The sequence below is a fragment of the Opitutia bacterium KCR 482 genome, from assembly GCA_029269845.2.
Lineage (GTDB): Bacteria > Verrucomicrobiota > Verrucomicrobiia > Opitutales > Intestinicryptomonadaceae > Merdousia.
Genome location: CP149973.1, coordinates 565,092 through 586,983, shown reverse-complemented (window position 1 = coordinate 586,983; position 21,892 = coordinate 565,092). Strand labels below are relative to the sequence as shown.

The 21,892-nt window shown below is 57.9% G+C and carries 19 protein-coding genes and 1 tRNA gene; 4 read left to right on the top strand and 16 right to left on the bottom strand.

All coding sequences use genetic code 11. The features are described 5' to 3' along the window. Positions 1-14: 14 nt before the first annotated feature. From P3B99_002425 to murA, 3 genes are all read right to left on the bottom strand, one after another. Positions 15-998: an N-acetylmuramoyl-L-alanine amidase gene (locus P3B99_002425; GenBank protein ID WYJ07981.1), complete on the bottom strand. Its 984-nt coding sequence runs from the start codon at positions 996-998 to the stop codon at positions 15-17. Positions 999-1,002: 4 nt separating this feature from the next. Beyond that, on the bottom strand, positions 1,003-1,632 hold the full coding sequence (infC, locus tag P3B99_002420; protein WYJ07980.1) for a translation initiation factor IF-3: 630 nt from the start codon (positions 1,630-1,632) through the stop codon (positions 1,003-1,005). Positions 1,633-1,713: 81 nt separating this feature from the next. Beyond that, positions 1,714-2,988 (bottom strand): UDP-N-acetylglucosamine 1-carboxyvinyltransferase, encoded by a 1,275-nt coding sequence (gene murA, locus P3B99_002415; GenBank protein WYJ07979.1) that lies wholly within the window; start codon positions 2,986-2,988, stop codon positions 1,714-1,716. Positions 2,989-3,148: 160 nt separating this feature from the next. Between murA and P3B99_002410 the strand changes: the two genes are divergently transcribed. Next, a complete protein-coding gene (locus tag P3B99_002410) occupies positions 3,149-4,063 on the top strand; it encodes an endonuclease/exonuclease/phosphatase family protein (GenBank protein ID WYJ07978.1) in 915 nt (304 codons plus the stop codon). A gap of 183 nt (positions 4,064-4,246) precedes the next feature. Here P3B99_002410 and P3B99_002405 read toward each other — a convergent pair whose 3' ends face one another. Further along, positions 4,247-5,143 carry a TIGR00282 family metallophosphoesterase gene (locus tag P3B99_002405; GenBank protein WYJ07977.1) on the bottom strand — a complete coding sequence of 299 codons (897 nt, stop codon included), beginning with the start codon at positions 5,141-5,143 and terminating at the stop codon, positions 4,247-4,249. Between the two features lie 2 nt (positions 5,144-5,145). Beyond that, complete coding sequence (locus P3B99_002400) at positions 5,146-5,814, bottom strand: adenylate kinase (GenBank protein ID WYJ07976.1); 669 nt, start codon at positions 5,812-5,814, stop codon at positions 5,146-5,148. 26 nt (positions 5,815-5,840) lie between these two features. Here P3B99_002400 and P3B99_002395 point away from each other — a divergent pair, with 26 nt between their 5' ends. The 3 genes from P3B99_002395 (at position 5,841) to P3B99_002385 (ending at position 10,625) form a co-directional block, all read left to right on the top strand. Then, positions 5,841-8,060: a DNA polymerase domain-containing protein gene (locus P3B99_002395; protein WYJ07975.1), complete on the top strand. Its 2,220-nt coding sequence runs from the start codon at positions 5,841-5,843 to the stop codon at positions 8,058-8,060. 161 nt (positions 8,061-8,221) lie between these two features. After that, a complete protein-coding gene (gene hisD, locus P3B99_002390; protein WYJ07974.1) occupies positions 8,222-9,505 on the top strand; it encodes a histidinol dehydrogenase in 1,284 nt (427 codons plus the stop codon). A gap of 1 nt (position 9,506) precedes the next feature. Then, positions 9,507-10,625, top strand: a complete 1,119-nt coding sequence (locus tag P3B99_002385) for an ATP-binding protein (GenBank protein ID WYJ07973.1) — start codon at positions 9,507-9,509, stop codon at positions 10,623-10,625. Position 10,626: 1 nt separating this feature from the next. Here P3B99_002385 and P3B99_002380 read toward each other — a convergent pair whose 3' ends face one another. From P3B99_002380 to P3B99_002330, 11 genes are all read right to left on the bottom strand, one after another. Further along, positions 10,627-12,075, bottom strand: coding sequence for a hypothetical protein (locus P3B99_002380; GenBank protein ID WYJ07972.1), 1,449 nt, complete (start codon positions 12,073-12,075; stop codon positions 10,627-10,629). 51 nt (positions 12,076-12,126) lie between these two features. Further along, a tRNA-Leu gene (locus tag P3B99_002375) sits at positions 12,127-12,210 on the bottom strand. A 47-nt stretch (positions 12,211-12,257) separates the two neighbouring features. Then, positions 12,258-13,151: a family 16 glycosylhydrolase gene (locus P3B99_002370; protein WYJ07971.1), complete on the bottom strand. Its 894-nt coding sequence runs from the start codon at positions 13,149-13,151 to the stop codon at positions 12,258-12,260. A gap of 101 nt (positions 13,152-13,252) precedes the next feature. Then, entirely contained in the window at positions 13,253-14,032 is a 780-nt protein-coding gene (locus P3B99_002365) for an SDR family oxidoreductase (protein WYJ07970.1), read from the bottom strand. 117 nt (positions 14,033-14,149) lie between these two features. After that, complete coding sequence (gene pdxH, locus P3B99_002360) at positions 14,150-14,785, bottom strand: pyridoxamine 5'-phosphate oxidase (protein ID WYJ07969.1); 636 nt, start codon at positions 14,783-14,785, stop codon at positions 14,150-14,152. After that, positions 14,785-16,182 carry a YihY/virulence factor BrkB family protein gene (locus P3B99_002355; protein ID WYJ07968.1) on the bottom strand — a complete coding sequence of 466 codons (1,398 nt, stop codon included), beginning with the start codon at positions 16,180-16,182 and terminating at the stop codon, positions 14,785-14,787. Before P3B99_002355 ends, pdxH begins: the two co-directional genes overlap by 1 nt. Before the next feature lie 12 nt (positions 16,183-16,194). Continuing rightward, complete coding sequence (locus P3B99_002350; protein ID WYJ07967.1) at positions 16,195-16,530, bottom strand: hypothetical protein; 336 nt, start codon at positions 16,528-16,530, stop codon at positions 16,195-16,197. Beyond that, positions 16,527-17,360, bottom strand: coding sequence for an NAD(+)/NADH kinase (locus P3B99_002345; protein WYJ07966.1), 834 nt, complete (start codon positions 17,358-17,360; stop codon positions 16,527-16,529). The genes P3B99_002350 and P3B99_002345 overlap by 4 nt, the downstream gene beginning before the upstream one ends. Before the next feature lie 54 nt (positions 17,361-17,414). Further along, positions 17,415-17,810 (bottom strand): hypothetical protein, encoded by a 396-nt coding sequence (locus P3B99_002340; protein ID WYJ07965.1) that lies wholly within the window; start codon positions 17,808-17,810, stop codon positions 17,415-17,417. Positions 17,811-17,816: 6 nt separating this feature from the next. Then, the gene (locus P3B99_002335; protein WYJ07964.1) at positions 17,817-20,600 is read right to left on the bottom strand and encodes a hypothetical protein; all 2,784 of its coding nucleotides are present in this window, start codon (positions 20,598-20,600) and stop codon (positions 17,817-17,819) included. Continuing rightward, positions 20,576-21,889, bottom strand: coding sequence for a hypothetical protein (locus P3B99_002330; protein ID WYJ07963.1), 1,314 nt, complete (start codon positions 21,887-21,889; stop codon positions 20,576-20,578). Before P3B99_002330 ends, P3B99_002335 begins: the two co-directional genes overlap by 25 nt. Positions 21,890-21,892 lie beyond the last annotated feature (3 nt).

The window sequence follows — 21,892 nt, the reverse complement described above, 5'->3', positions numbered from 1 at the left end:
GCGCCGCGCCGCCGTCAGCGTTTCGCCGAAAGGCGGCGGAGGGTTGCGTGGTAGTTCATAATCGCGTTTGCGATTGTCGTTGCGATTCTCTGTCTGTATGCGGCGGTCGCCATGTTTTTGCACTCGTAGTTGTTCGAGATGAACCCGCATTCGACGAGCGTTGCGGGCATTTTCGGGCTTTTGAGCACCGCGAAGCGCGCGCGTTTCACGCCCCTGTCGGGCGAGCGCGTTGTGTAGTGCAGCGACCTCTGAATGTAGTACGCCAAAAGCTGGTTCCACTCGTCGTTCGAGTGCCCGCCGTACGCGACGTGGTCGGACTTCGACACGCCCTTGCTTGTCGTAGACGGCATCGCGCGCGGCGTCAGCGCGAATGTCTCTATTCCCGAAACCGACGGCGCCGCAGCGTTGCAGTGAATGCTTACCATGAGGTCGGCGCGGAGGGCGTTCGCCTTTTTTGGGCGGTCGGCAAGTTCTATAAATTCGTCGCGCGTGCGCGAGTACGACACTTTATAGCCGTTCTTTTTAAGCTCGCGTCCGAGTCTCAGCGCGATGTCGAGGCTCACCGCCTTTTCGCTGAGTTTGTAGGTTTTGTTGTACGCGCCCCTGTCTTTGCCGCCGTGCCCCGCGTCGATGAAAATGTGGAAGAGCTTGGGCGGCGTGCCGTTGTTTTGCGGAAAGAGAATGGGAATTATCGACTTGAAATAGTCGCGCTTTGCCACGTACAGCATGCCCTTGCTTTCGACAACCGCGTGCCCGAGCCAGACCGTGATTCCGTTCAAGTCCATCGCGCGGGAGTTCGTTTCGAAAGTCATTCTCGACGTTTTCCCGAACACCGTCTGTGACTTTTTTGCGACCGTCGTTTTATAGCGCATTCCGCAGAGCTGCGCCAGTTTTGAGACGGGTATATATTCTACGTTTTTTACCCACAACGCGCGCGCGTTCGGAACTGCGAATGCGATACCGAACAGCGTCGCAAAAAATCCGCGTCGTGAGAGCATTTTGCTATTCTTCCGAGTCGGAGTCGTCCTCGGCGACTTCGTCGTTTTCGCCCGAATATTTCAGCTTGCGCTGCTTTTGCGGAACGGGCGACATCGAGACGCTTATGTTGCGCCCCATGAGTTTGGGTTCGGCGTCGGGGTGCCCCATATGCGAAAGTTCCGCGAGGGCGCGTTTAACGGCGTCGAAAGCCTTGTCTTTAAATTCCATTTCGCGCCCCCTCATCATCAGGGTGATTTTGAGCTTGTTGCCCTGAAAGAGGAATTTTTCGGCGTTGCGGATTTTCGTCATGAAGTCGTTCTGCTCAATCATGGGGCGGAGTTTAATCTCCTTGACTTTAACTGCCACGGTCTTGTGCGACTTCTGCTTTTTAGCCTCCTCGTACATGTATTTGCCGTAGTCGAGAATGCGGCAAACGGGCGGTTCGGCGTTGGGGGACACTTCAAGCAGGTCAAGCCCCGCGCGGCGGGCAATCGCGAGCGCGTCGTAGGGCGACATGATTCCGAGCATTGCGCCGTCGGGTCCAATCACCCTGATTTTCGGCGCTCTTATTCTTTCGTTTCTTCTCGGGCCGAAGTTTTTGCCGCCCTTGAAATTGCGTCTGTCTCCGCCCCTGTAAGGTATGTTTGTTGCCATTAATTTATATATCGGTATATTTTTTGTTGACTTCCGACAAGTAAAGCGGAGTCCTCTAAAAACTTCAATCTTTTAATAGTATCAGTCCGAATTTTTTATGCGCTCCACTTTTGCGCCCAGCGACACGAGCTTTTTGTCTATCGAGTCGTAGCCTCTGTCGAGGTGGTATATGCGGCTGACGAGCGTCTCGCCCTTTGCCGCAAGAGCCGCTATCACGAGAGCCGCGCTCGCCCTAAGGTCGGACGCCATCACGGGCGCGCCCGAAAGCCTCGTCTTTCCGCTGATGATTGCGCTCGGGCCTTCCCTTACGATGTTCGCGCCCATTCGGCAGAGTTCGGGGACGTGCATGAAGCGTTCGGGGTAGATGCGTTCGGTGATTACCGAAATTCCGTCCGCCTGCGTCATGAGGGCGCAGAGCTGCGCCTGCAAGTCGGTTGGGAAGCCCGGGTAGGGGAGTGTCGTGCATTCCACGGGTTTGAGTTTGATTTTCGACGCGTCTACGTATATCGACGACGGGCTTTTGATTTCGAACGGGCACTCCGCGCGTTCGAGAATGTCGAGGAACGACCCCAAATATTTTTTCTGCGCTCCCTTTACGAGCACCTTGCCCTTTGCCGCCGCGGCGAGGGCAATCCAAGTGCCCGCTTCGATTCTGTCGGGCAAGACGCTGTGCTCCGTTCCGCCGAGTTTGGGCACTCCCGTAATCGTGACCGTCGGCGACCCCGCTCCGTCTATGATTGCGCCCATGCCCGTGAGCATTTTGCACATGTCGGCGACTTCGGGTTCGCACGCGGCGTTTTCAATCACCGTAGTTCCGGGCGCGAGCACCGCCGCCATGATGATGTTGGCCGTTCCCGTTACCGTGCTGCCGAAGCGTCCGCCCAGATACATTTGCGCCCCGCGCATTTTGCGGGCGTCCACGCAGATGAAGCCCCTGTCGATTTCCACGTTGCAGCCGAGCGCGCGAAGCCCCTTGATGTGCAGGTCTACGGGTCTTGCGCCGATGACGCAGCCTCCGGGGAGCGACACTTCCGCCTTGCGCAGTCTTGCGGTGAGCGGCCCCAGCAGGCAGATGCTTGCCCGCATTTTTCTGACAAGCTCGTAGGGCGCGACGTGCGAAATGTTCTTTGCCTGAATTTCCCAGACGCCCTTTGCGGGGTTCGAGACCTCCGCGCCCATCGCCGCGACGATTTCCGCCATGAAGCGCACGTCGGAGAGGTCGGGCACGTTTTTGAGAACGCATTTCTGGTCGGTGAGAAGGGTTGCCGCAAAAATCGGCAGACACGCGTTTTTTGCGCCCGCCACGGAGACCTCGCCTTCGAGGTGCGAGCCGCCTTTAATCAAAAGAGAATCCATAATATATTTTGTATTGTTTTAAATTCGTTTCGCGCATTTGCGAATGGCGCGATGATTTGTCCAAACGCCGATTTTTGCAAGCGCAAAATGAAAAATCCGCGCCGATTTCCGTTGGGTATTTTGTTTGACTTGTTTATCTTGTGTTGGAATATCGTTTGCGATGAAAGTTTTGTGTTTAATTTCCCCGCTGTTTCTGCTGCTTTTCGGCTGCGGAAGCGTCGAAGCTCCGAAGCCCGCCGAGTTCACCGTGGCGAGTTTTAACGTCGGTTTTTGCAAAGACCCCTCCGACGTCGTTAGGTGGAACGCCCGCAAAAATCTCATAATGCCTCTTGTGGAATTCCACGGTTTCGACATCGTCGGAATGCAGGAGCCGATGGGCTTTCAGATTGACTATCTTGCCGCGCAGTCCGACAAATACGCCGTCGCGGGGCAGATTGTCCGCAACCTGACCCTCGCCGAAGTTTCCGTAAAATCCGCGGCGAAAAATATCGACAATATGCTGCGCAACATGAACAACCCAATTTTCTATCGGCGCGACAAGTTCGAGCTTCTTGATTCGGGCAAGTTCTATTTTTCCGAAACGCCCGACAAGGCGGAACGCGGCTTCGGCAAGCAGTTCGATTCCATACGCTCCTGCGTTTGGGCTAAATTCCGCCACATGGAGTCTGGGCGAGAGTTCAACTTTTTCAACATACACCTTTGCGTGGAAAAATACGCCGAATGGCACAAGCCGTCCGCCGAACTGCTCGTGAAAAAAATCCGCGAAATTGCGGGCAAAGGCACGTTCTTCGTTTCGGGCGACTTCAACGAAACGCGCAACCAGCCCGCGTCGCTTGTCATGCGCGGTAGCGCAATCGCAAAGGACGCCCGCGAAAATTCCCTTTCCAAGCCCTACGGCACAACGCGCTCCACGTTCAACAACTACAAAAACATTTCGGCGGGCGATATGCCGATAGATTTCATCTACGTTTCCAACGACGTGGACGTCCTGAATTTCGGCACATACACCGACCATGTTGACGGACTTGTGCCGTCGGACCACTATCCGATTTCCGCGAAAGTTTTATTGAAATAAATCCGCGTAAACAAATCGGCGCGCGCCGCTCAAAATCGGTACGCGCCGATTTTTTTCGCATGCGGTTTTTCGGTCTGGCTTTTCTAAAAAACGCGCGGGCGCAAAAAAATCCGCCCTCCGGATTTTCCGTTCCAATCGGGCGGTTCTGTTTCGGAGCGCGGATTTTTGCTTTTTGCGCTTGCGCTATTTTTGTTCGGCGTCGTTCGCCGGGGCTTCCGCCGCCGCCTTTGCAGCCTCTTTCGCGGCGCGTTCCGCGGCTTCGGCCTCTTTTGCTTTTTGCCAAAGTTCGGCGGAGTTCGGGAAGGGCGGGTAGATGAACGGCTCGACGAACACCGCGCGTTTCTTTTCGGTATCGATGTCGATGATTACCGCGCAGATTCTGTCGTCGCCCTCTGCCATTACGAACGGGCGCGGGCGTCCGTCGATGAACTTTTGGAGAATCGGCTCCCACTTGCGGCCGAGGCACGAGTGCCACGGGCCGGTCATGCCGGCGTCCGACAGGAACGCAAGCCCCTTGGGGAAAATGCGGGCGTCGTTTGTGGGAATGTGCGTGTGCGTTCCCACGACCGCCTGCGCCCTGCCGTCGAGATGCCACGCCATGGAGACCTTTTCGGAGGTCGTTTCCGCGTGGAAGTCGAGGAACACGGCGTCGCAAAGCGGCGCGACTTTATCGTACATGCGCGACGCCGCCGCAAACGGGCAGTCCGACTTTATTTTCATCAGAGTCTGCCCCAGCAGGCTGAACACGCCAAGTTTCATTCCGTTTTTTTCGACCACGACAAAGTCGCGCCCGGGGTTGCTGTGCGGCACGTTCGCGGGGCGGCATAGCCTGTCGATTGAGGCTATTTCGCCCTCGAAGCAGCGTTGGTCCCAAATATGGTCGCCGAGCGTAATCACGTCGATACCCGCGCGGTACAGCTCTTCCGCCATGTTTTTTGTTATGCCGTTGCCGCCCGCGGAGTTTTCGCCGTTGGCGATTACGAAGTCCACGCCGAGCCTCTCCCTGATTGAGGGGAGGTTTTCGGTGAGGATTTTCCTGCCCGGTTTGCCTACGATGTCGCCTATGAAAAAAACGCGCATCGTTATTTAAGCAGTCCGAGTTCCTTGCAGAGGTCGGTCATGTCTGCGATTGCGCCCGCCTTTGAGAGTTCGGGCGGAATCGGGACGATAAGCCCTTTCTTCGAGTAGAAGTCTACGAGCGGGAGAGTCGTGGAGCGGAACACGTCGAGGCGTTTCTTGACGGTTTCGGGTTTGTCGTCGTCGCGCGTGTAGAGTTTGCCGCCGCATTTGTCGCATACGCCCTCGACTTTCGGGGGTGTGAAAACTTTGTGGTAGGGCGCTTGGCACTTTTCGCAAACCATTCTGCCCGAAATTCTCTTCACGATTTCCTCGTCGGGAACGTCGAGGTAGACGACCGCCGCGATTTCGCGACCCATTTCCGCTAGCATTTTGTCGAGCATTTCCGCCTGTTTGATTGTGCGCGGGAAGCCGTCGAGCACAAAGCCCTTTTCGGTGTCGGGCTGCATGAGGCGGTCTTTTACCATCGCCGCAGTTACGTCGTCGGGTACGAGTTCGCCCTTGTCCATGTAGGATTTTGCGAGCTTGCCGAGGGGAGTGCCGTTTTTGAGGTTATTGCGGAAGAGGTCGCCCGTTGCGACCTGCACAATACCCAGAACTTCGCAGATGGCGACCGCGCGCGTTCCTTTGCCGCTGCCCGGTGCGCCCAACATTATGAGGTTTGCTTTCTTCATTTTTTGTCGAAATAAGATTTATAAGTTTGAAAACATTCGCGGAATCGGCAAGCATTTTCGGCATGGCGGACGAAGAAATTAGGGAATCAATCTGCGGGCTTTGGTGCGACGGCGCAAACGTGCGCCTCTGCCTGCGCGACGAATCGGGCGAGCGGCGCAACGCGTGCGTTAAGTTCGACCCGTTCATGTGGTCGGCGTCGGGCGCGGAATGCGCCTACGCAAGCGCGGAGCTTCTCTCGCGCCCCGCGGGCGGAGTGCCGCCGACGCCGCTCGACTCGCTGCTGTTCTTCGAGTCCGTCGCCGACATGGACAAGTATTTCAAGTCGCGCGACAAGTCCCTGCCGTCCGACAGAATCTCGTGCGTGGAAAACCAGTTCCTGACCGCCCGCGGGCTGCGCATGTTTGCGGGAATGCGCTTTTCAGACCTGCGCCGCATGCAGCTTGACATCGAAGTTGTCTGCGAGGGCGGCGGCTTTCCGTCGGCGTCCCGCGCGGGCGACAGGATAATCGCCGTCGGAATTTCGGGCGGGGGCGGCGAAAAAATCATCGAGTTGGAGGACTTCACCGACGACGCCGAGCGCAAACTTCTCGAAACCCTCCGCGCCGAAATTCTCGCCCGCGACCCCGACACAATCGAGGGGCACAACATTTTCAAGTTCGACATTCCCTACATCGCCGAGCGTTCCAAGCGGCTGAAAATTCCGCTCGGCTGGGGGCGTTTCGGCGGGAGCGTCGCGTTCCGCAAAAGCAGGCTCACGATTGCCGAGCGCACTTTCGCCTACACGCGCTGCGACATCGCGGGGCGGACTGTTGTCGACACCCTTCCGCTCGTCCAGCTCTACGACATCGGAGCGCGCGAAATGGTTTCGTACACGCTAAAAGAGTCGGCAATACACTTCGGCATAAGCGACAAATCCACGCGCACATACATTCGCGGCGGCGACATCGGCGAAGTGTTCAAGACCGACAGAAAGACTTTCCGCGCCTACCTTTCCGACGATCTTCGAGAGACCGCGGGTCTTGCCGCAAAGCTTTTGCCCACATACGTCGCGCAGGTTTCGAACTTCCCGATGACATTGCAGGAGTGTCTTCTGCGCGGTTCGGGCATGAAGGTTGAGAGCGTGTTTTTGGAAAGGTATTTTGCGGCGCGGGCGGCGATTCCGCTGCCGTCGTCGGGCGGCTACATAGAGGGCGCGCTGTCGGAGTCTTTCGAGACGGGCGTTTTCAAAAACGTGCTCCACTACGACGTTGCCTCGCTGTATCCGAGCCTTATGCTCGTGCTTGGCAAATGCCCGCGCAACGACTATCTCGGCGTGTTTTTGGACGAGCTGCGCTCGCTCCGCGAATACCGCCTGAAATACAAAAAGCTCGCCCGCGAAACCGCCGACGAATCGCTGCGGCGCGAGTACGACGCCCGCCAGAAAAGCTTTAAAATCCTCATCAACTCGTTTTACGGATACCTCGGCCTTTCGACCGCCGCATTCGGCGACTCCTCTCTTGCGGCGGAAATCACCGCAGCGGGGCGCGGGCTTCTCGTAAAGCTTGTGGACTTTTTCAAGTCGGCGGGTTGCACCGTTTTGGAGGCGGATACCGACGGCATCTACATTTCCTCCGAAAAATATTTCGGCAGGCCTCTCGAACTTCTTGAAGCCGCCGACGCCGTTCTGCCCGACGGCGTGGACTTGGAGTTCGACGGAAAATTCGACGCCATGCTCTGCTACAAGGCGAAAAACTACGCGCTTTTGCGGGACGGAAACATCGCCGTGCGCGGCTCGGCATTCAGGAACAGGGCGACCGAGCCGTTCCTGCGCAAGCTTACGGAGGCTATGATTGCCGACAAGCTGTTCGGGCGCGACGGCGAATTGCCGCGCGAAATAGAACGCGCAAAAAACCTGATTCTTTCGGGGAATGCGCCTATCGAAGATTTGGCGAAGGGCGAGTATATAGGCAAGTCGCCCGCGCAGTATTCCGCCGACATCGCAAAGACGGGGCGCGGACGCCGCGCGGCTCTGGAAGCCGCCCTCATGATGAACCCCAGACCCGACGCGGGCGACAAGGTTCTCTACTACATGGCGCGCGGTGCTTCGCCGAAAGACCCCGACTGGAAACGCGCCCGCCCGATTTCCGCGTACGACCCCGCAAGCGCGCCCTACGATGCCGACTACTATGTGTCGAAAATCGACGACTGGCGCGAACGCTTCGCCGACATCTTCGGAGAAGCCGTCGGGCAGGGCGAGCTGTTCTAAGCTCACTGCCTCCGCCTGATTCGTCGCGCCGCGCCTTTGTTCACGCCGTTCGCGGGGCGTTCCGCCGCCGAGCCTTTGCCGACTGCGCATTCCGCGCCTTTCCTCCGCGCGGGTCTTTTATTATTCTTGATTTGGGGGGAATTTTTTAAGATATTTTAGACATGAAGATTTTGGAATACAAGTCGGCGACATTCGCCGAAGAGTTGAAAAAGGCGTGCGAGTCGGCAAGCCTCCCGCAGGAGGCAAAGGACGCCGTGGCGTCGGTAATCGCCGACGTTCGGGCGAACGGCGACAGGGCGGTTCTCGCCTACACAAAAAAATTCGACGGCGTCGAATTGAAGTCGCTCAAAGTTTCGGAAGAGGAAATGAAGGCGGCGGCGAAAATAGTTTCGGCGGCGGACAAACGCGCCATGCGCGAGGCAATTGCAAGCGTCAAAGCCTACCACCTCCACACAAAGCCGAAAAACTGGCGCGCAAGAAATCCGCAGGGCGCGAAAATCGGCGAAAATTTCTACCCGATTCGCCGCGTCGGCCTGTATATTCCGGGCGGAAGCGCGCCGCTCGTCTCGACAGTCGTGATGACTGCGACTCTTGCGAAAATCGCGGGCTGCCCGGAAATCTGCGTGTGCACGCCGCCCGCCAAGGACGGCTTGGTAAACCCGCACATTCTCTGCGTGCTCGGCATTTTGGGCGTCCGTGAAATCTACAAAATCGGCGGGGCGCAGGCAATAGCGGCGATGGGCGTCGGCACAGAAAGCGTCGCTCCCGTCGAAAAGCTTTTCGGCCCCGGGAACGCGTATGTCATAGAGGCGAAACGCCAGCTCTTCGGAAACGTCGGCGTAGACCTCCTCCCCGGCCCGAGCGAGGTTTTGATTGTCGCCGACGCCAAGGCGAACCCGCGCTACATCGCCGCAGACCTGCTCTCGCAGGCGGAACACGGCAGCGGCAAGGAAAAGATTTTCCTTGTGTGCACTTCGAAAAAGGTTGTCGAAGCCGCTCGCAAACAGATTGAGATTTTGTCGGCGTCGCTCTCCCGCGCGGAGAAGCTCAAAAAGATAATCGCCGACGGCTGCTACGTCGCGCTTGTGCCGAATCTGGCGGCGGCGGTCGAAGTGGCGAACTACGTCGCGCCCGAACACATGGAGTTGCAGGTTGAACAGCCCGAAAAGCTCGTGCCGCAAATCACGACGGCGGGCGCGATTCTCGTCGGCGAATACACCCCGACCGTTCTCGGCGACTTCACCGCGGGGCCGAGCCACACGCTTCCGACGGGGCGCACGGGCAGGTTCTCGGGCGGCTTGCAGCTTGTGGACTTCATGCGCCGAAGCTCCTATGTTGAGTACGACAAGAAGTCGATTGCCCGCGCAAAGGACGTTGTCGTGGCGTTCGGCAAAATGGAGTCTCTCGACGCCCACTATTCGAGCCTCCTCCAACGCCTGAAATAGCATGGACGCCGCCGACAAGGAAACACTCGGCAAACTAATCCGCAAGAACAAGCGCCTTGCGCGCGACCTCACGCGGATTGAGACCGTCTTCAACGCAATCCGCTCGGCGATAATCGTTGTCGACGCCAACGGCGAAATCCAGTTTGCCAACAGCTTTGCGGAGAACATTCTCGGTCTCGGCGAAACGCGCCCGTCGGTCTTCAAGCTCCTCCCGGGAATGGAGGAGTCCGTCGAGGAGGTCGCGCGGGGCGACAAAACCGTTCTGCGCGAATTCGAAATTTCGTATCCCGAAACGCGCGTGCTCAACGCCCAGATTATTCCCTTCAATTTCGGCGGAGAGTTCGACACCTACGCGCTGATTCTAAACGACATCACGCAGGACAGACGCTCTACCGAGGAGCGCATTGAAAGCGAAAAAATAGCCTCGGTTCTGCATTTGGCGTCGGGCGTCGCGCACGAGCTTGGCAACCCGCTAAACTCGATAAATATCCACTTGCAGCTGATAAAGCGCAGGCTCGCAAAGCTCTCCGACAAAATCGCGCCCGATGCCCTCGGCAACATTTCCGAATCTGTCGAAATCTGCGCTTCGGAAGTTGCGCGGCTCGACGGAATCATAGAAAACTTCCTCAAAGCCCTCCGCCCGATGCGCCCGAATATGGCGGAATGCGACCCAATCAAGCCGCTCGCCGAAACGCTGAAAATTTTGAACGAGGAATTCGTCAACCGCGGCGTTTCCGTCGATATAAATTCCGAAAACGCCCTGCCTGCCGTATGCGCCGACGAAAACCTGCTGAAGCAGCTCTACTTCAACATTCTCAAAAACGCGATGGAGTCGATGGAGCAGGGCGGCTCTGTGCGCATTGACGCTTCGAGCGACGACGATTTCGTGAAAATTTCGTTTGCCGACAGCGGCTGCGGCATGAGCGGAGACGAGCTTTCCAAAATCTTCCAGCCCTATTTCACGACAAAGCCGAACGGGCACGGCTTGGGCATGATGATTATAAATTCAATCGTCCGCGCCCACGGCGGGCACATCGACATTTCGAGCAAGGTCGGCGTGGGGACTGTCGTTTCGGTTTCCATTCCGCGCAACGAGCGCAGGGTGAAAATGCTTTCCTGAGCTATTGCGCCGCCGCAAAATTCCGCTTCCGCGCGTCGAACGACGGCAGGAGCGAGAGTTTCAGCGAAGCCCACTGGTTGCTTGTAAGCGGCGCGGACGCCGCCGCGGAAAGCGCGAGCTTTTGAAGCTTACGCGCCGCGGGAGACTCTGTGTCGCCCGTCTCGGCGAGGAGCTGCGCCGCCTCTCCCACATACGACGGCAGGCTTGCGTCGCGCGTGAAAATGGTACGCGACATCTTGGCGAACGCCGAATTTTTCGCGTTTACCGACCACACGCCGAGGTCGGTCATGAAGTGCCTGTCAAGCCCGTCGAGGGCGGAGCGCATTGCGCCGTCCCACTTCTTGTCGAGCTTGGACATCTCGAAAAACGCGCGCGCGCACAGCACGTATTCCAGCGCAGACGCCTCCGACTTTTCGCCGAAGACCGCGGGCATTAGCCCGCGCGGCGGCAGGGCGGCGGCGAGCTTTGCGGCGGTGTCTTCGGCGCGTTTCAGAAATTCGCTTTTGCCCGAAAGCTCGTAGGCGCGCAGCAGCACGGGCACGGAAAGCGCGGCGTCGCGTACGCGTTTTGCGGCGGGCATTCCATTTGCGCAGTGGACGAAAAACGCGCCGAGCTTTCCGTTTTTTGCGGCAAGTTCCGACTCTCCCAACGCCCGCAGGAACAGGAGCTTCGAGCACATGTCGGCGTTCTTCGAGGCGAGGCGCGTACACAGCATTTCGACCGCCGCGACCGACGCCGTCCTCGCGCCGAGCTGTCTGAAATCCGCGCCGCAGATTCTCGACGCAAGCCGCGCGTTTTCCGAAATTACCGCCGCGTCCGCGCCGAGCGTGCGCGGGTTGTTGAAGAATATGAAAAGCCTTGCGCTTTCGGCGTCGATGAAGCCGAGCGAGCCGCGCACGCCCACAACGTCGCGCGGCAGGGCGAAGTCGCTCGGTGCGTCGGCAATCCGCGCCGCCGCCCTTGCGCCCGATTTCAGGCGTTCGGGGTTGTTTTCGAATTTCGCCGCCGCCGCAGAGAGCGCGTTTTCGAAGTTCGGCGACAGCCTGCCGTCGGCTGTGGACGCTTTCGCCGAAATGTAAATCGGCGCGAGGTTCGGCGAGAAAATTCCCGCTTCGAACGAAAGTTTGCGGTTTGTCGCCGATTGGAGAAGGTTGTCCAAAATTGCGAAGTCGGCTGGGAATTTGTCGCGCGAAATTTCGGCGCAGACGTAGCGTTCTTTCAGCAAATCGGCGGTTTCGCTCTGCGGTTTTGGCGCGTTCTCCGACCTCAAAAACACGAGCCTGCCCGCCCGCCGCGCCGCAGCCTCCGCGTCCGCGCCCCATTCGTAGGCGCAGAGCGGTTCGCAGCACTGCCTGCCGCTCTCTCTCCCTGAATTTTTGAGCGCGACAACCGCGAAGAACGCGCTCAGCGACGCAAAAATCAGGGCGAGTATTTTTCTTAATTTTCCCACAAACAATTCGACAGTATCCCGACGGAAAAGTGTCGCGCAAAAAGCGGAAAATGCTCGGAAGGAGACTCGAACTCCTACGTCCTTTCGGACACCGGCGCCTAAAGCCGATGCGTCTACCTATTTCGCCATCCGAGCGCGATTGTGAAATTTAAAGTCTCCCGATTTTTCGCGAAAATGCGAGCCTATTTTTTAGAATCGGGCTTTTTCCGCCAGACGCGGACGTACTCTATTTTGAATTTTGCGGGGAGGTCGTCGGGCGATGGGAATCCCCCCCAGTACTTCATGATTTCGCAGTCTATGTTCAAATAGAGCGGGCGGTGGAAATTCTCGTTTTTCATCTCGCGCATTACCCTGCCGTTGAGCGTCCACACGAGTTTTTCGGGCGTCCAAAGAAGCCCCGCAACGTTGTAGCCCTCGGCGAATTTTTCGGGCACGACGGGCTTTTCGCCGCTAACCTTTCTGCCGAGCCACACTTTCGACTCCACATAGGGCGTGTCGGCGACGTGCGTCGTCATGAAGTAGTGTCCCGCCACTTTATATTTCGGGTCGGTGTTTTTTCCGAAGATTTCGAAAATGTCGATTTCCTCAGTCTTGTCCCCGGGTTTGTATTTTTTCGGCGGGTCAACGGGGTCGTTGAGCCAGAACGCGTTGCAGACTGTCGCGTTCATCGTCTTGAATTTCAGCTCGAAGTAGCCGTAGAGCACGCGCGTTTTGCTTCGCACCTCCGCCGTCGAGTAGCCCTGTTTGCCCTCCGCTTTCATTTCGGGCGGCACTTCCGACTCGTCGGGAATTTTCGCCGTAAGCGCAAGCTTGCCGTCTTCGACGGATACGTTGTTGCGCGAGAAGTGGAAGACCCCTTCGCGCCCCGTCCACGTCGGGTAGAAATCGAACCATTTTTCGGAGTCGAGCTTGTCCGACTCGAATTCGTCGCTGAACCTTTCGTCCAAAACGTATTCGTCGGGGTCGAGAATATCCGCCGCAAGCACGGGCTTTTTGACTTCGGGCGTCTTTTCTGCCGACGCGCATGCGCACAAAAGCGCGGCGGCGGTCAAAAATATCGGCAACTTGTTTTTCATGGTTTCTCCTATTTTCTGTTTCTGTCTGTTCTTTTACGGCGTTTCCCGAAAACTAAAAAACGGCGCGGGAAGATTCCGTGCCGTTTCGTTTTTTGCAAAAGTTAGCAGTCGACGTCGATTGGCATGTGCTGCGCGCTGCAACCCGCGTCAACCACGAGTCTTTCGCCCGCGATGTTCTTCGAGGCGTCGGAGGCGAGAAACGCGACAGCCTGCGCGATGTCGTCGGCAGTAGCCTCTTTGCCGATGGGCGTGTTGAGGCGGCGGCGTTTCATTACGCTTTCGTCGAGCTTGTCCCAGCGGTCGGTGTAGATGTAGCCGGGGGCGACTTCGTTTACGCGGATTCCCTTCGGGCCGAGGTCTACCGCCATCGAGCGCGTGAGCGCGTCCACTCCGCCCTTGCTTGCAACGTACGCCGTGCGGTTGCGGATTGCCCTCATCGAGACGTTCGAGCCGAGGTTTACGATTACGCCCCTGCTTTCCTGCTGCATCATAATCTTGACCGCCTGTTGCGACACTTGGAAGGTGCCCAGCATGTTTGTCTTGATGACCGTCAGGAAGAAGTCGGGCTCCATTTCCTCGAACGGCGCGCCGATGCCCTGGTTGCAGGCGTTGTTTACGAGGATATCGAGCCTGCCGAATTTTTCGCGGATAACGGCGAACATGTGCTCTACCTGTTTGAGGTCGGAAATATCGCAGGGGATTTCGACGAAGCCGTCGTAGCCCATGTCTCTGAGAAGCTGTCCGCCGTGCGCGGTGCTCTTTTCCGACGAGCCGCAGATGCAGACTTTTGCGCCCTCCCTGATGAAGAGTGCGGCAATTCCCACTCCCGTGTTTTTGCTTGCGCCCGTTACGAGCACTACCTTGTTTTCAAACCGTTTCATATGTGTTCCTTTTTTTGGGGAAATGACTTTTATAAAAAAACCCGCATATTATAGAGTGCCCGCGCCTTTTTTACAAGCAATATTATGGCGTCTGCGGGAATATTTTTTGCGGCGCGGCTACGGCGCGAGGCGCGAGATATCCCAGTTTTCGCCGTTCTTTTGGTATGCGAACCTGTCGTGCAGGCGGTTTTCGCGCCCCTGCCAAAACTCGAAATATTCGGGGACGATTCTGAATCCGCCCCAGAAGTCGGGCAGGGGAATTTTCCCGTCTGCGAATTTGCGCTTCATTTTGTCGAACTGCATTTCGAGCAGCGAGCGCGACGTTATTATGCTGCTCTGGTGCGACACCCACGCGCCCAGTCTGCTCCCGAACGGGCGCGACAGGAAGTAGCGCAGCGATTCCGCCGTGGAGACTTTCTCCGCGCGTCCGTTGATTCTCAGCTGGCGTTCAAGGTCGAGCCAGACGAAGAGGGCGCAGACGCGGGGGTTTTTCTCCAAGTCCGCCGCCTTTTTGCTGTGGTAGTTGGTGTAGAATACGAATCCCTTTTCGTCCCACGATTTCAGCAGAACCACGCGCGAAGTCGGCGCGCCGTTTTCGTCCACGGTCGAGACCGCCATTGCGTTAGGCTCTTTGACCTTGCACTCGACGGCGTGGTTGAACCACTTTTCGAACTGTTTGAACGGGTTGTCGTCGAGGTCGGAGCGTTCCAGCCCGCCTTTGAGGTATTCGTTTCTGAATTGGAAGATGTCCATTACAAAATTATTTGTTTGAGGTTTTTCGAGCCGTCGCCCGCCGAGAAGCCCTCGTAGGATTTCAGCACCGAGCACACGGGGTTTTCTCTCGCGCAGATGTGGGCTATGATGTCGTCGTCGCCGTCGTTTTTGCCGAGCTTTGCGAAGAACTGCGCGACGGTGATATGTTCGGGGTCTACGGCCGGTTTGAAGTAGATGTTGTCGGAGTCGTTGACTTCGCCCGCCTCGCAGACCAGCTCTTTTTCCGCGAGCCAGTCTACGCTTGCAATCACCGCCGACTTCGGCATTTTAAGCGCGCCCAGCAGCGTCTCTATCGTCGGCGAGTGCGCCGCGCCCGCGTAGAACGACCTCTCTATTTCCACGAACGCCGCAAGCGCGCAGATTTTTTTCGCCCTGTCTCCCATTTTGTTCCATGCGTCGTCGTCGGAGAGGAAATCGACGTACTGCACCGAGTATGTAATCAGGCAGCCGACGAGAATCATCGTCCAGAAAATGTAGAGGCTGAACATCGCCACGGCGACAATCGCCAAATATCCGTAGAAGCTCTGCTGTTTTGCGATGTAGCTTATGTAGAGGAACGAGCCTTTGTTGTTGAGCACAAGCAGGCACATTATCACGATTGCTCCCACGAACGCGGGCTTCCATTTCACGCGCGTCGGCGGAATGAATTTGTAGAACGCCGCCAGCACGCAGGTGATGATTCCAAGCCCCAGAATGTATGTAATCCACGACGCGTATCCCGTGAGGTATTGCGCCACGAAGGGGAGGTCGCCAAGAAATTTCGGCATTTGCGACGTCGTGAAGAATGTCATTCCGAAAATCATTCCCACCGACCCGAAGAAAATCATGGAGAAGTAGAACACGATTCTGTTAATCCACTTGCGCCCCTTTTTTATTCCCCAGATGAAGTTGAACGCGTTTTCGGCGTTGACGCAAAGCAGCAGGCAGGTTGCGAGCATTGCGAGCATGCCGATTGCCCCCGCCTTTGCGCCCGCCTTCGAGATGTTGTCGATAAAGCCGATTATTTCGGGGTTGATTCCGGAGCTTTGCCCGTCGGCGTTTTGCTGTATTTGGTTGAACGCGGGCATTACGAATGTCGCGGCGTCCATGATTTTTTCGTAGACGGCGTTTTTGTTTTCCCTGAAAAACATTCCCGCGAACATAATCACTATCGCGAGCATCGGGCCTATTGCAAGCAGCGTCGCGTACGAAAGCGACGACGCCTGCACGAGCACGCGCTTTCCGAAAATTCCGCCGACCGTCGAGATAAGCACGCGCAGAAACGCGACCGCCTTCCCCTTGACTCCCATTGCCGATATGTCCTTTTCCCATATCGTTTTCGTGGCGTAGCGTTTGATTTTTTCGAAGATTCCGACTTTCTTTTGCGCCGATTCCATTTTGTCTCTCCTTTATAAAATTGTGTAGACCGCAAGCCCCAATGCCGCCGAGACTGCCGCCGCCGCCGCGCATTCGGGCGAAGTTCCCAGCGAGTACCACGCGTACGCGAAAAATCCCGCGAACGCGAACGTTTTGAAAACCGCGAAGTTCGACGGGCGGAAGCCCGCCGCGAGCGCGGCGGCGATTAGCGCGTCTATTCCCGCCGAGATTTGCGACGCAAAGCACGGAATGTCCGACCCGAAGTCCGCAAAGAAAAGCCATGCGGCTTCGAGCGCGAACGCCGCCGCAAACGCAAGGCGTATCGCCGTGCGTTTGCGTTTAGCAGTGTCGGTTGCGTCCCTGTTCATCTTTCGTACTTTCGGGGGTCTTCCGCCCAGCCGAGCTTGCTTCTTAAAATCGCGAAATGCGAGTGCCCGCGCAGGCGCACGAAGCGTATCGTGTTCGACGGCATGCTGATTTCCACCGACGAGCCCTGCGTGAGGGTTGCCACTTTTTTGCCGTCGGCGATTAGCGCGCTTTCGCCGCTTACGCATTCGATTTTTATCTGCGCGCCGTAGTCGTAGATGAGGCTTCTGTTCGAGAGCGTGTGGGGGCAGATGGGCGTCATCGCGAAAACCCTTCCCTTGGGGTGGATAATCGGGCCGCCCGCCGAAAGGTTGTATGCGGTCGAACCCGTGGGCGTCGAAAAAATCAGACCGTCGCCCGCATAGGTTGCGATGAACTCCTTGTCTGCGAAAATCGCGAACTTCGAGATTCCGTCGAGCCTGACGTCCTTGAAAACGAGGTCGTTGAGCGCAAGGTATCTTCTGCCGTTGTAGACTACTTCGAGCAATGCGCGTTCGAGCACGCGGCGTTCCCCGCGCACGAGCGAAAGGAATTCCGCCTCGGAAATTTCGTCGGTGTACGTCGCCAAAAATCCGAGCTTGCCGAGGTTTATGCCGAAGACGGGGAGGTCGTACTTTGCGATTGCGGGCACGCACGAGAGTATTGTGCCGTCGCCGCCGATGACGCAGCAGATGTCCTTGTCTTTGAACGCGCTTTCGGGCACGGGGAAGTCGGCGCAGATTTCGCACGACATTCCGTTTGCGAGTGCGAGTTTCGAAAGCTTTTCGGCGATTTCCTCCGCCGAAGTTTTCGTTTTGTTCACTACGAACAGGATTTTCTTATTATCGTCCACATATATAACGAAACCACAGCGGCGCGGATTTCGCAACCTTTTTACGCGGGAAAATCACTCCGCCACCGCAGGGTATACGATGCCGAAAAACGCCAGTCCCGCGCACGCAATCAACGCCGCCAGAGCGAACGAAAACGCCGCCGATTTCCTGTCGCCCGAAATCCACAAGAACACCGACATCGCGCCCGACGCCGCAAGCACCCACGGCGACAGGAACGCAAGCCCCGCCGCCGCGTAGACTATCGGCGCAAGAATGTCGGTTTTCGACGCGCTTTGCGGGGCGTCGAAATCGGTTTGCAGGTTCGCGTCTTTCAGCGGCCGCCACTGTGTGGATTCCGTCCGTACAAGATGCAGAAGCCCGATTTTTCCGCGTTCGAGCATATCGGCGATTTCCTCCGCCGAGTACGGGCCGCTTTCTGCTCCCTTCCAACTGAGAAAAAATTTTTTCATTCGGAATTAGCCGTTGTTTTCGCCCGCGCCTTTTTGCGAGGCTTCTCGCATGATTTCCGCCGCCGATTTGCGCTCGCGGAAAATCGGCGCAAGCGGCGCGGGCTTTCCCCTGCCGAGCTTCCCGAATTTCCCAGTCTTTGCGTCCACCGACCACACCGCGCCCGCCGCCTCCCTGAATATCGAGGGCTTCCCGTTTTCGTCGCACACGCCGACGAGTTCGAGCGGGTTTTCGAGCGCGATTTTCAGCGCGTTGACATGCGTCCGCGCGTCGTCGAAATAGTCGGGCGCGGGCGAGCCGTAGAGCTCGCTTCCCACGAGCCGCGTTTTCGAGTTCGACTCGAAAATCCACGAATGCGCTTCGAGCGGCTTTGCGTAGCGTTCCAATGCCGCCATTCGCGTCCTGGCTTTCGGCGAGTATTCAAGCAGCGTTTCCACGGGGTTTTCCGCGAGCTTTGCGAAAATCAGCTTTTCCAGATAGGCGCGGAAAATAGGGTTAGTCCGCGCGTTGCCCACAAGCGAGAGCGCGGATAGCAGCGACTGCTTTGACGCCGTTTGCGCCGCCTTTTCGGCGAGCATTGACTCCGCCGTTTTCGCGCCGCCTACAAGCAGAACGCCGCGCGGGGCGCGCCCGTCGATGAAGTGCTTGCGGTAGGGGGCTGTCAGTATTTTCCCGCCCGCGCCCACTTCTCGCACCTCCTGCACGACCTCAGAGCCGCCGCGCCACTTCGAGGTTTTCTCCGAGATTTTCCCGAGCGTGTACACGTCGAGCCTGCCCTCGCGCGAGTATTTGTAGAGGTTTGTGAGCATTTCGTTTTCGGGCAGGGACGCCTTTGCGGCGATTCCCGCCGAGTCGAGCCGCGCGGCGGCTTCGGGCGTTCCGAATTCCGCCGTTTGCCCGCGCAGAATGGCGTCCTTTACCTCCGCGATTTTCGAGAGCTTGCGCGAAAATTCCGCGGGCGCCGCGCCCGATTCCGCAAGGCTTTCGAGCGACGCCGCGTATTCCGCCGCGCTCTGCGACGTAAGCAGGGCGGAGCGGAGCTTGTCGAACTTCGCGTAGGCGTTTTTCGCGTCGGCTACCCTCACCGAAATTTCGTCGAATTTTTCGGAATCGAGTCTGTGCGGTCTGAACGTTGCCGACACTTCGCCCACGAGCGGGCGGAGCTTTTCCAGAACGGCGTCGGCGTCGCGGTCGATGTCCGCCTTTGCCCGCGCGAAGTTTTCGTACTCTTCGGCGACGGCTTCGTATTGGGCAAGGTATTTCCTGAGGTCGGCGGCGTTTTTCGCCCTGCGTTCCTCGGCTGCGGCTGAAATCCTTTTGCCCGAGGAGTCGATTATTCCGCGGTATACCGACTGCTCGACGGGCGAGAGCGACGCCGCTTCGAGGCGCAGTTCCTCGACCAGATTTTTCGCCTTTTCGAAGTCGGCGGGTTTTGCGGTTTTTGGGTCGAACTTTTCGAGCGATCGCACGGCCTCCTTTACCCGCGCGAGTCTGTTTGCCGCGATTTTCGCGGAGTCCGCCAATGCCGCGAGCCTTTCGGCGTATTTTTTCGACGGGTATTTTCTTTCGAACTCCGCGATTTTTTTCGGCAGGTGCGACGGCTCGCGCAGATTCTCCATTTCCGCGATTTCGTTTTCGGCGGCGATTTCGTTTTGCCGCGCGGTTTCGTAGCTCCACGCGAAATACGCGCCCGCGCCGACTGCCGCTATTCCCGCGCAAACAGCCGCCGCGAGGGCGAGTTTTGCGAGCGCTGCCGCCGCGCGGAGCTTCGAGATTTCGGAGGAGAGCCTCTTAGCCGCCTCCGCGTCGAGCGCGTCCGCCGCCTCCGCTTTTAGGGCTGTCAGCCGCGCGAGTCTTTCGGCGCGTTTTTCCGATTTGTCGGGCTTTTCAAGCTCCGCCCGCGCGAGGTTTGCCGCCCGCGCAGCCTTTGCGGCGGCAATCGCGGCGTCCTGCTTTTTCGCGGTTTCGGCGGAGATTCTTTCGACGAATTCCGTTCCGTCGAAGTCGGCGTCGCCGCGCAGGAGGTTGAATTCGTTCACGAGGTCGGCGGCGGCGGCGAAGTCGCGCTCGACGTCGAGTTTTTCAAGCTCGGCGACGATTTCGGCGCAGCGTTTGCGCTCGGCTTCCTCCGTGTGGGAGCGCAGGTAGAGTTCGGCGTTGCGCCAGATTTTGTTGTCGGAGAGCGTGGCCGCTTCGGGCGCGAGGGCGTCGCGTATTTTAGACGCTTCGGCGAAGTCGTCCGACGCGACCGCGCGTTCGAGCTGCGCGAGCTTTGCCGACGCGACGCGTCTGGACAGCTTTTCGCACTCGCGCCGCGCCTCGGCATCGTAGGCGTTGATTTTTGAAATCGTTTTGATTACCGCGAGCGCGTCCTCGTATCTGCGCATGCGCATCGCCCTGCGGAAGTCGCGGTAGAGAGGGTGGTTTTGCGAAATTCCGCGCGAGTACAGCGAGTTCACAAGCTCTATTTGCGCGTCGTCGAACGGCGGCGGAACGGGCAGGTTTGCGCCGTCGCAGAACGCCCGCCACTGTTCGATTTCGGGGAAGAGCAGGGCGTTGAGCGTGTCGAGCAGGTCGGACGATTCGGCGACCTGCAATGCGGTGTAGTCGCGCCCCGCCTTGATTAGCGCGACGCAGTGTTCCAGCTGCGATTCCGTCTGGGCGCACAGCTTGTAGTATTCGGTTGCGACGGAGCGTTTTTGCATGTCGGAGGCGTTCGACCGCCCGCCGAGAATTGCCTGAATTTTTACTGTCAGAAGTTGCGGCGTCATTTTTGTTTCAAAGCCTTCCATTTTGTTTCGCGCGTTTCGCGCTTGGGAATGTCGGGAATGTCGAGGGCAAGCCGCGCGGCGGCGAGCAGTTTTGCGGCGTCGGCGCGGGTCTGCGGAGTTCCGACGGTCAGCAGGTTTTCGGCGCGGCGCATGAGGGAGTCCGCCCGCGTTCCGATGTCCTCCAAAATGTCGCGTTCAAGCGACGGGTTTTTTTCGGAGTAGCCCGAATTTTTCCAGATTTCCAAAGCCCCCGCAAAGTCGTCGGAGGCGATTTTTTCCCTCACTTCCCCCGCCGTCTGGGCGAGCGACTTTTTTGCGGGTTCTTCCTCCGCGCCTGTCGGCGTTTCGGCTGCGCTTGCAAGCACGGGAAGTTCGCGCTGTTCTGTGTCGGAACTGCGCGTTTTTTCGCGTTCGGGCATGAGCGCAAACGCCGCCGCCGCGATTGCCCCAATCGTTATCGCCGCCGAAATTCCGTAGATTGGCGCGTTTTTCGAGCCGCCCTTTTGCGTTTCCACCACATCGTAGCGGACTACCGCCTTCGGCGCGCCGACTTTCAGATTGTAGCGTTCGCGGTTGTTTTTTTCGCCCGTGAGCGCGTATTTCGCGGCGCGATTGTCGGGCGCGGCGGGCGCGGTTTTTGCGGAAAGGTTTATCGCCGCGGCGTTTCCCGACGTGTCGGTCTTCCAGAGAAACGCGTTCGGGTTTTCCCCCGACGCCATCGACGTCGTGAACGTGATGTCCCACGCGTCGGCGGGGTTGGCGTTGAGCAGCAGGCTTTCGGAGAAGAGGTCGAGCAGCGTCCGCGCGTCGTCGGGCGACGCCGAAATCTGCGCGGGGCAGTTCGAAAGCAGCGCGGCCTTTGCGGGGTTGCCGAAATATTTTTCCCAGTTTTTTGCGGGCAGGGAGTTTTTAGCCTTGATGTTTTCAAGCCCGAAAACTTCGCCGACGTAGCGCGGGTCGCCGCTCCATTTCGACACCCAGCCGCTCCACTGCGCCAGAATTTCGGCGGGATTTGCGAGTCCGCCGATGTCGCTTTGCGGAATCGCGATGTGGTGGGCGACGTAGTTGTTTCTGTTTGTGTAGTCCGTCCCCGCGTCGCGCATGCGCGTGAGGATATGCCATGTCTGTCCGCCGTATTGCAGGGTTTTGTGCGAGAACACTTCGCCGGAGCCTATTTCGTAGACTCCGCACCTTTCGACGGCGGCGGCGAGTTTTTCGGGCATGTCGCGCGTGCGGGCGACGGTCGAAAAACCCGTTCTGCCCAGTGTGAGCGACGCCGGCGCGCTTGTGTAAATGAGTTGGTATGCCATTTC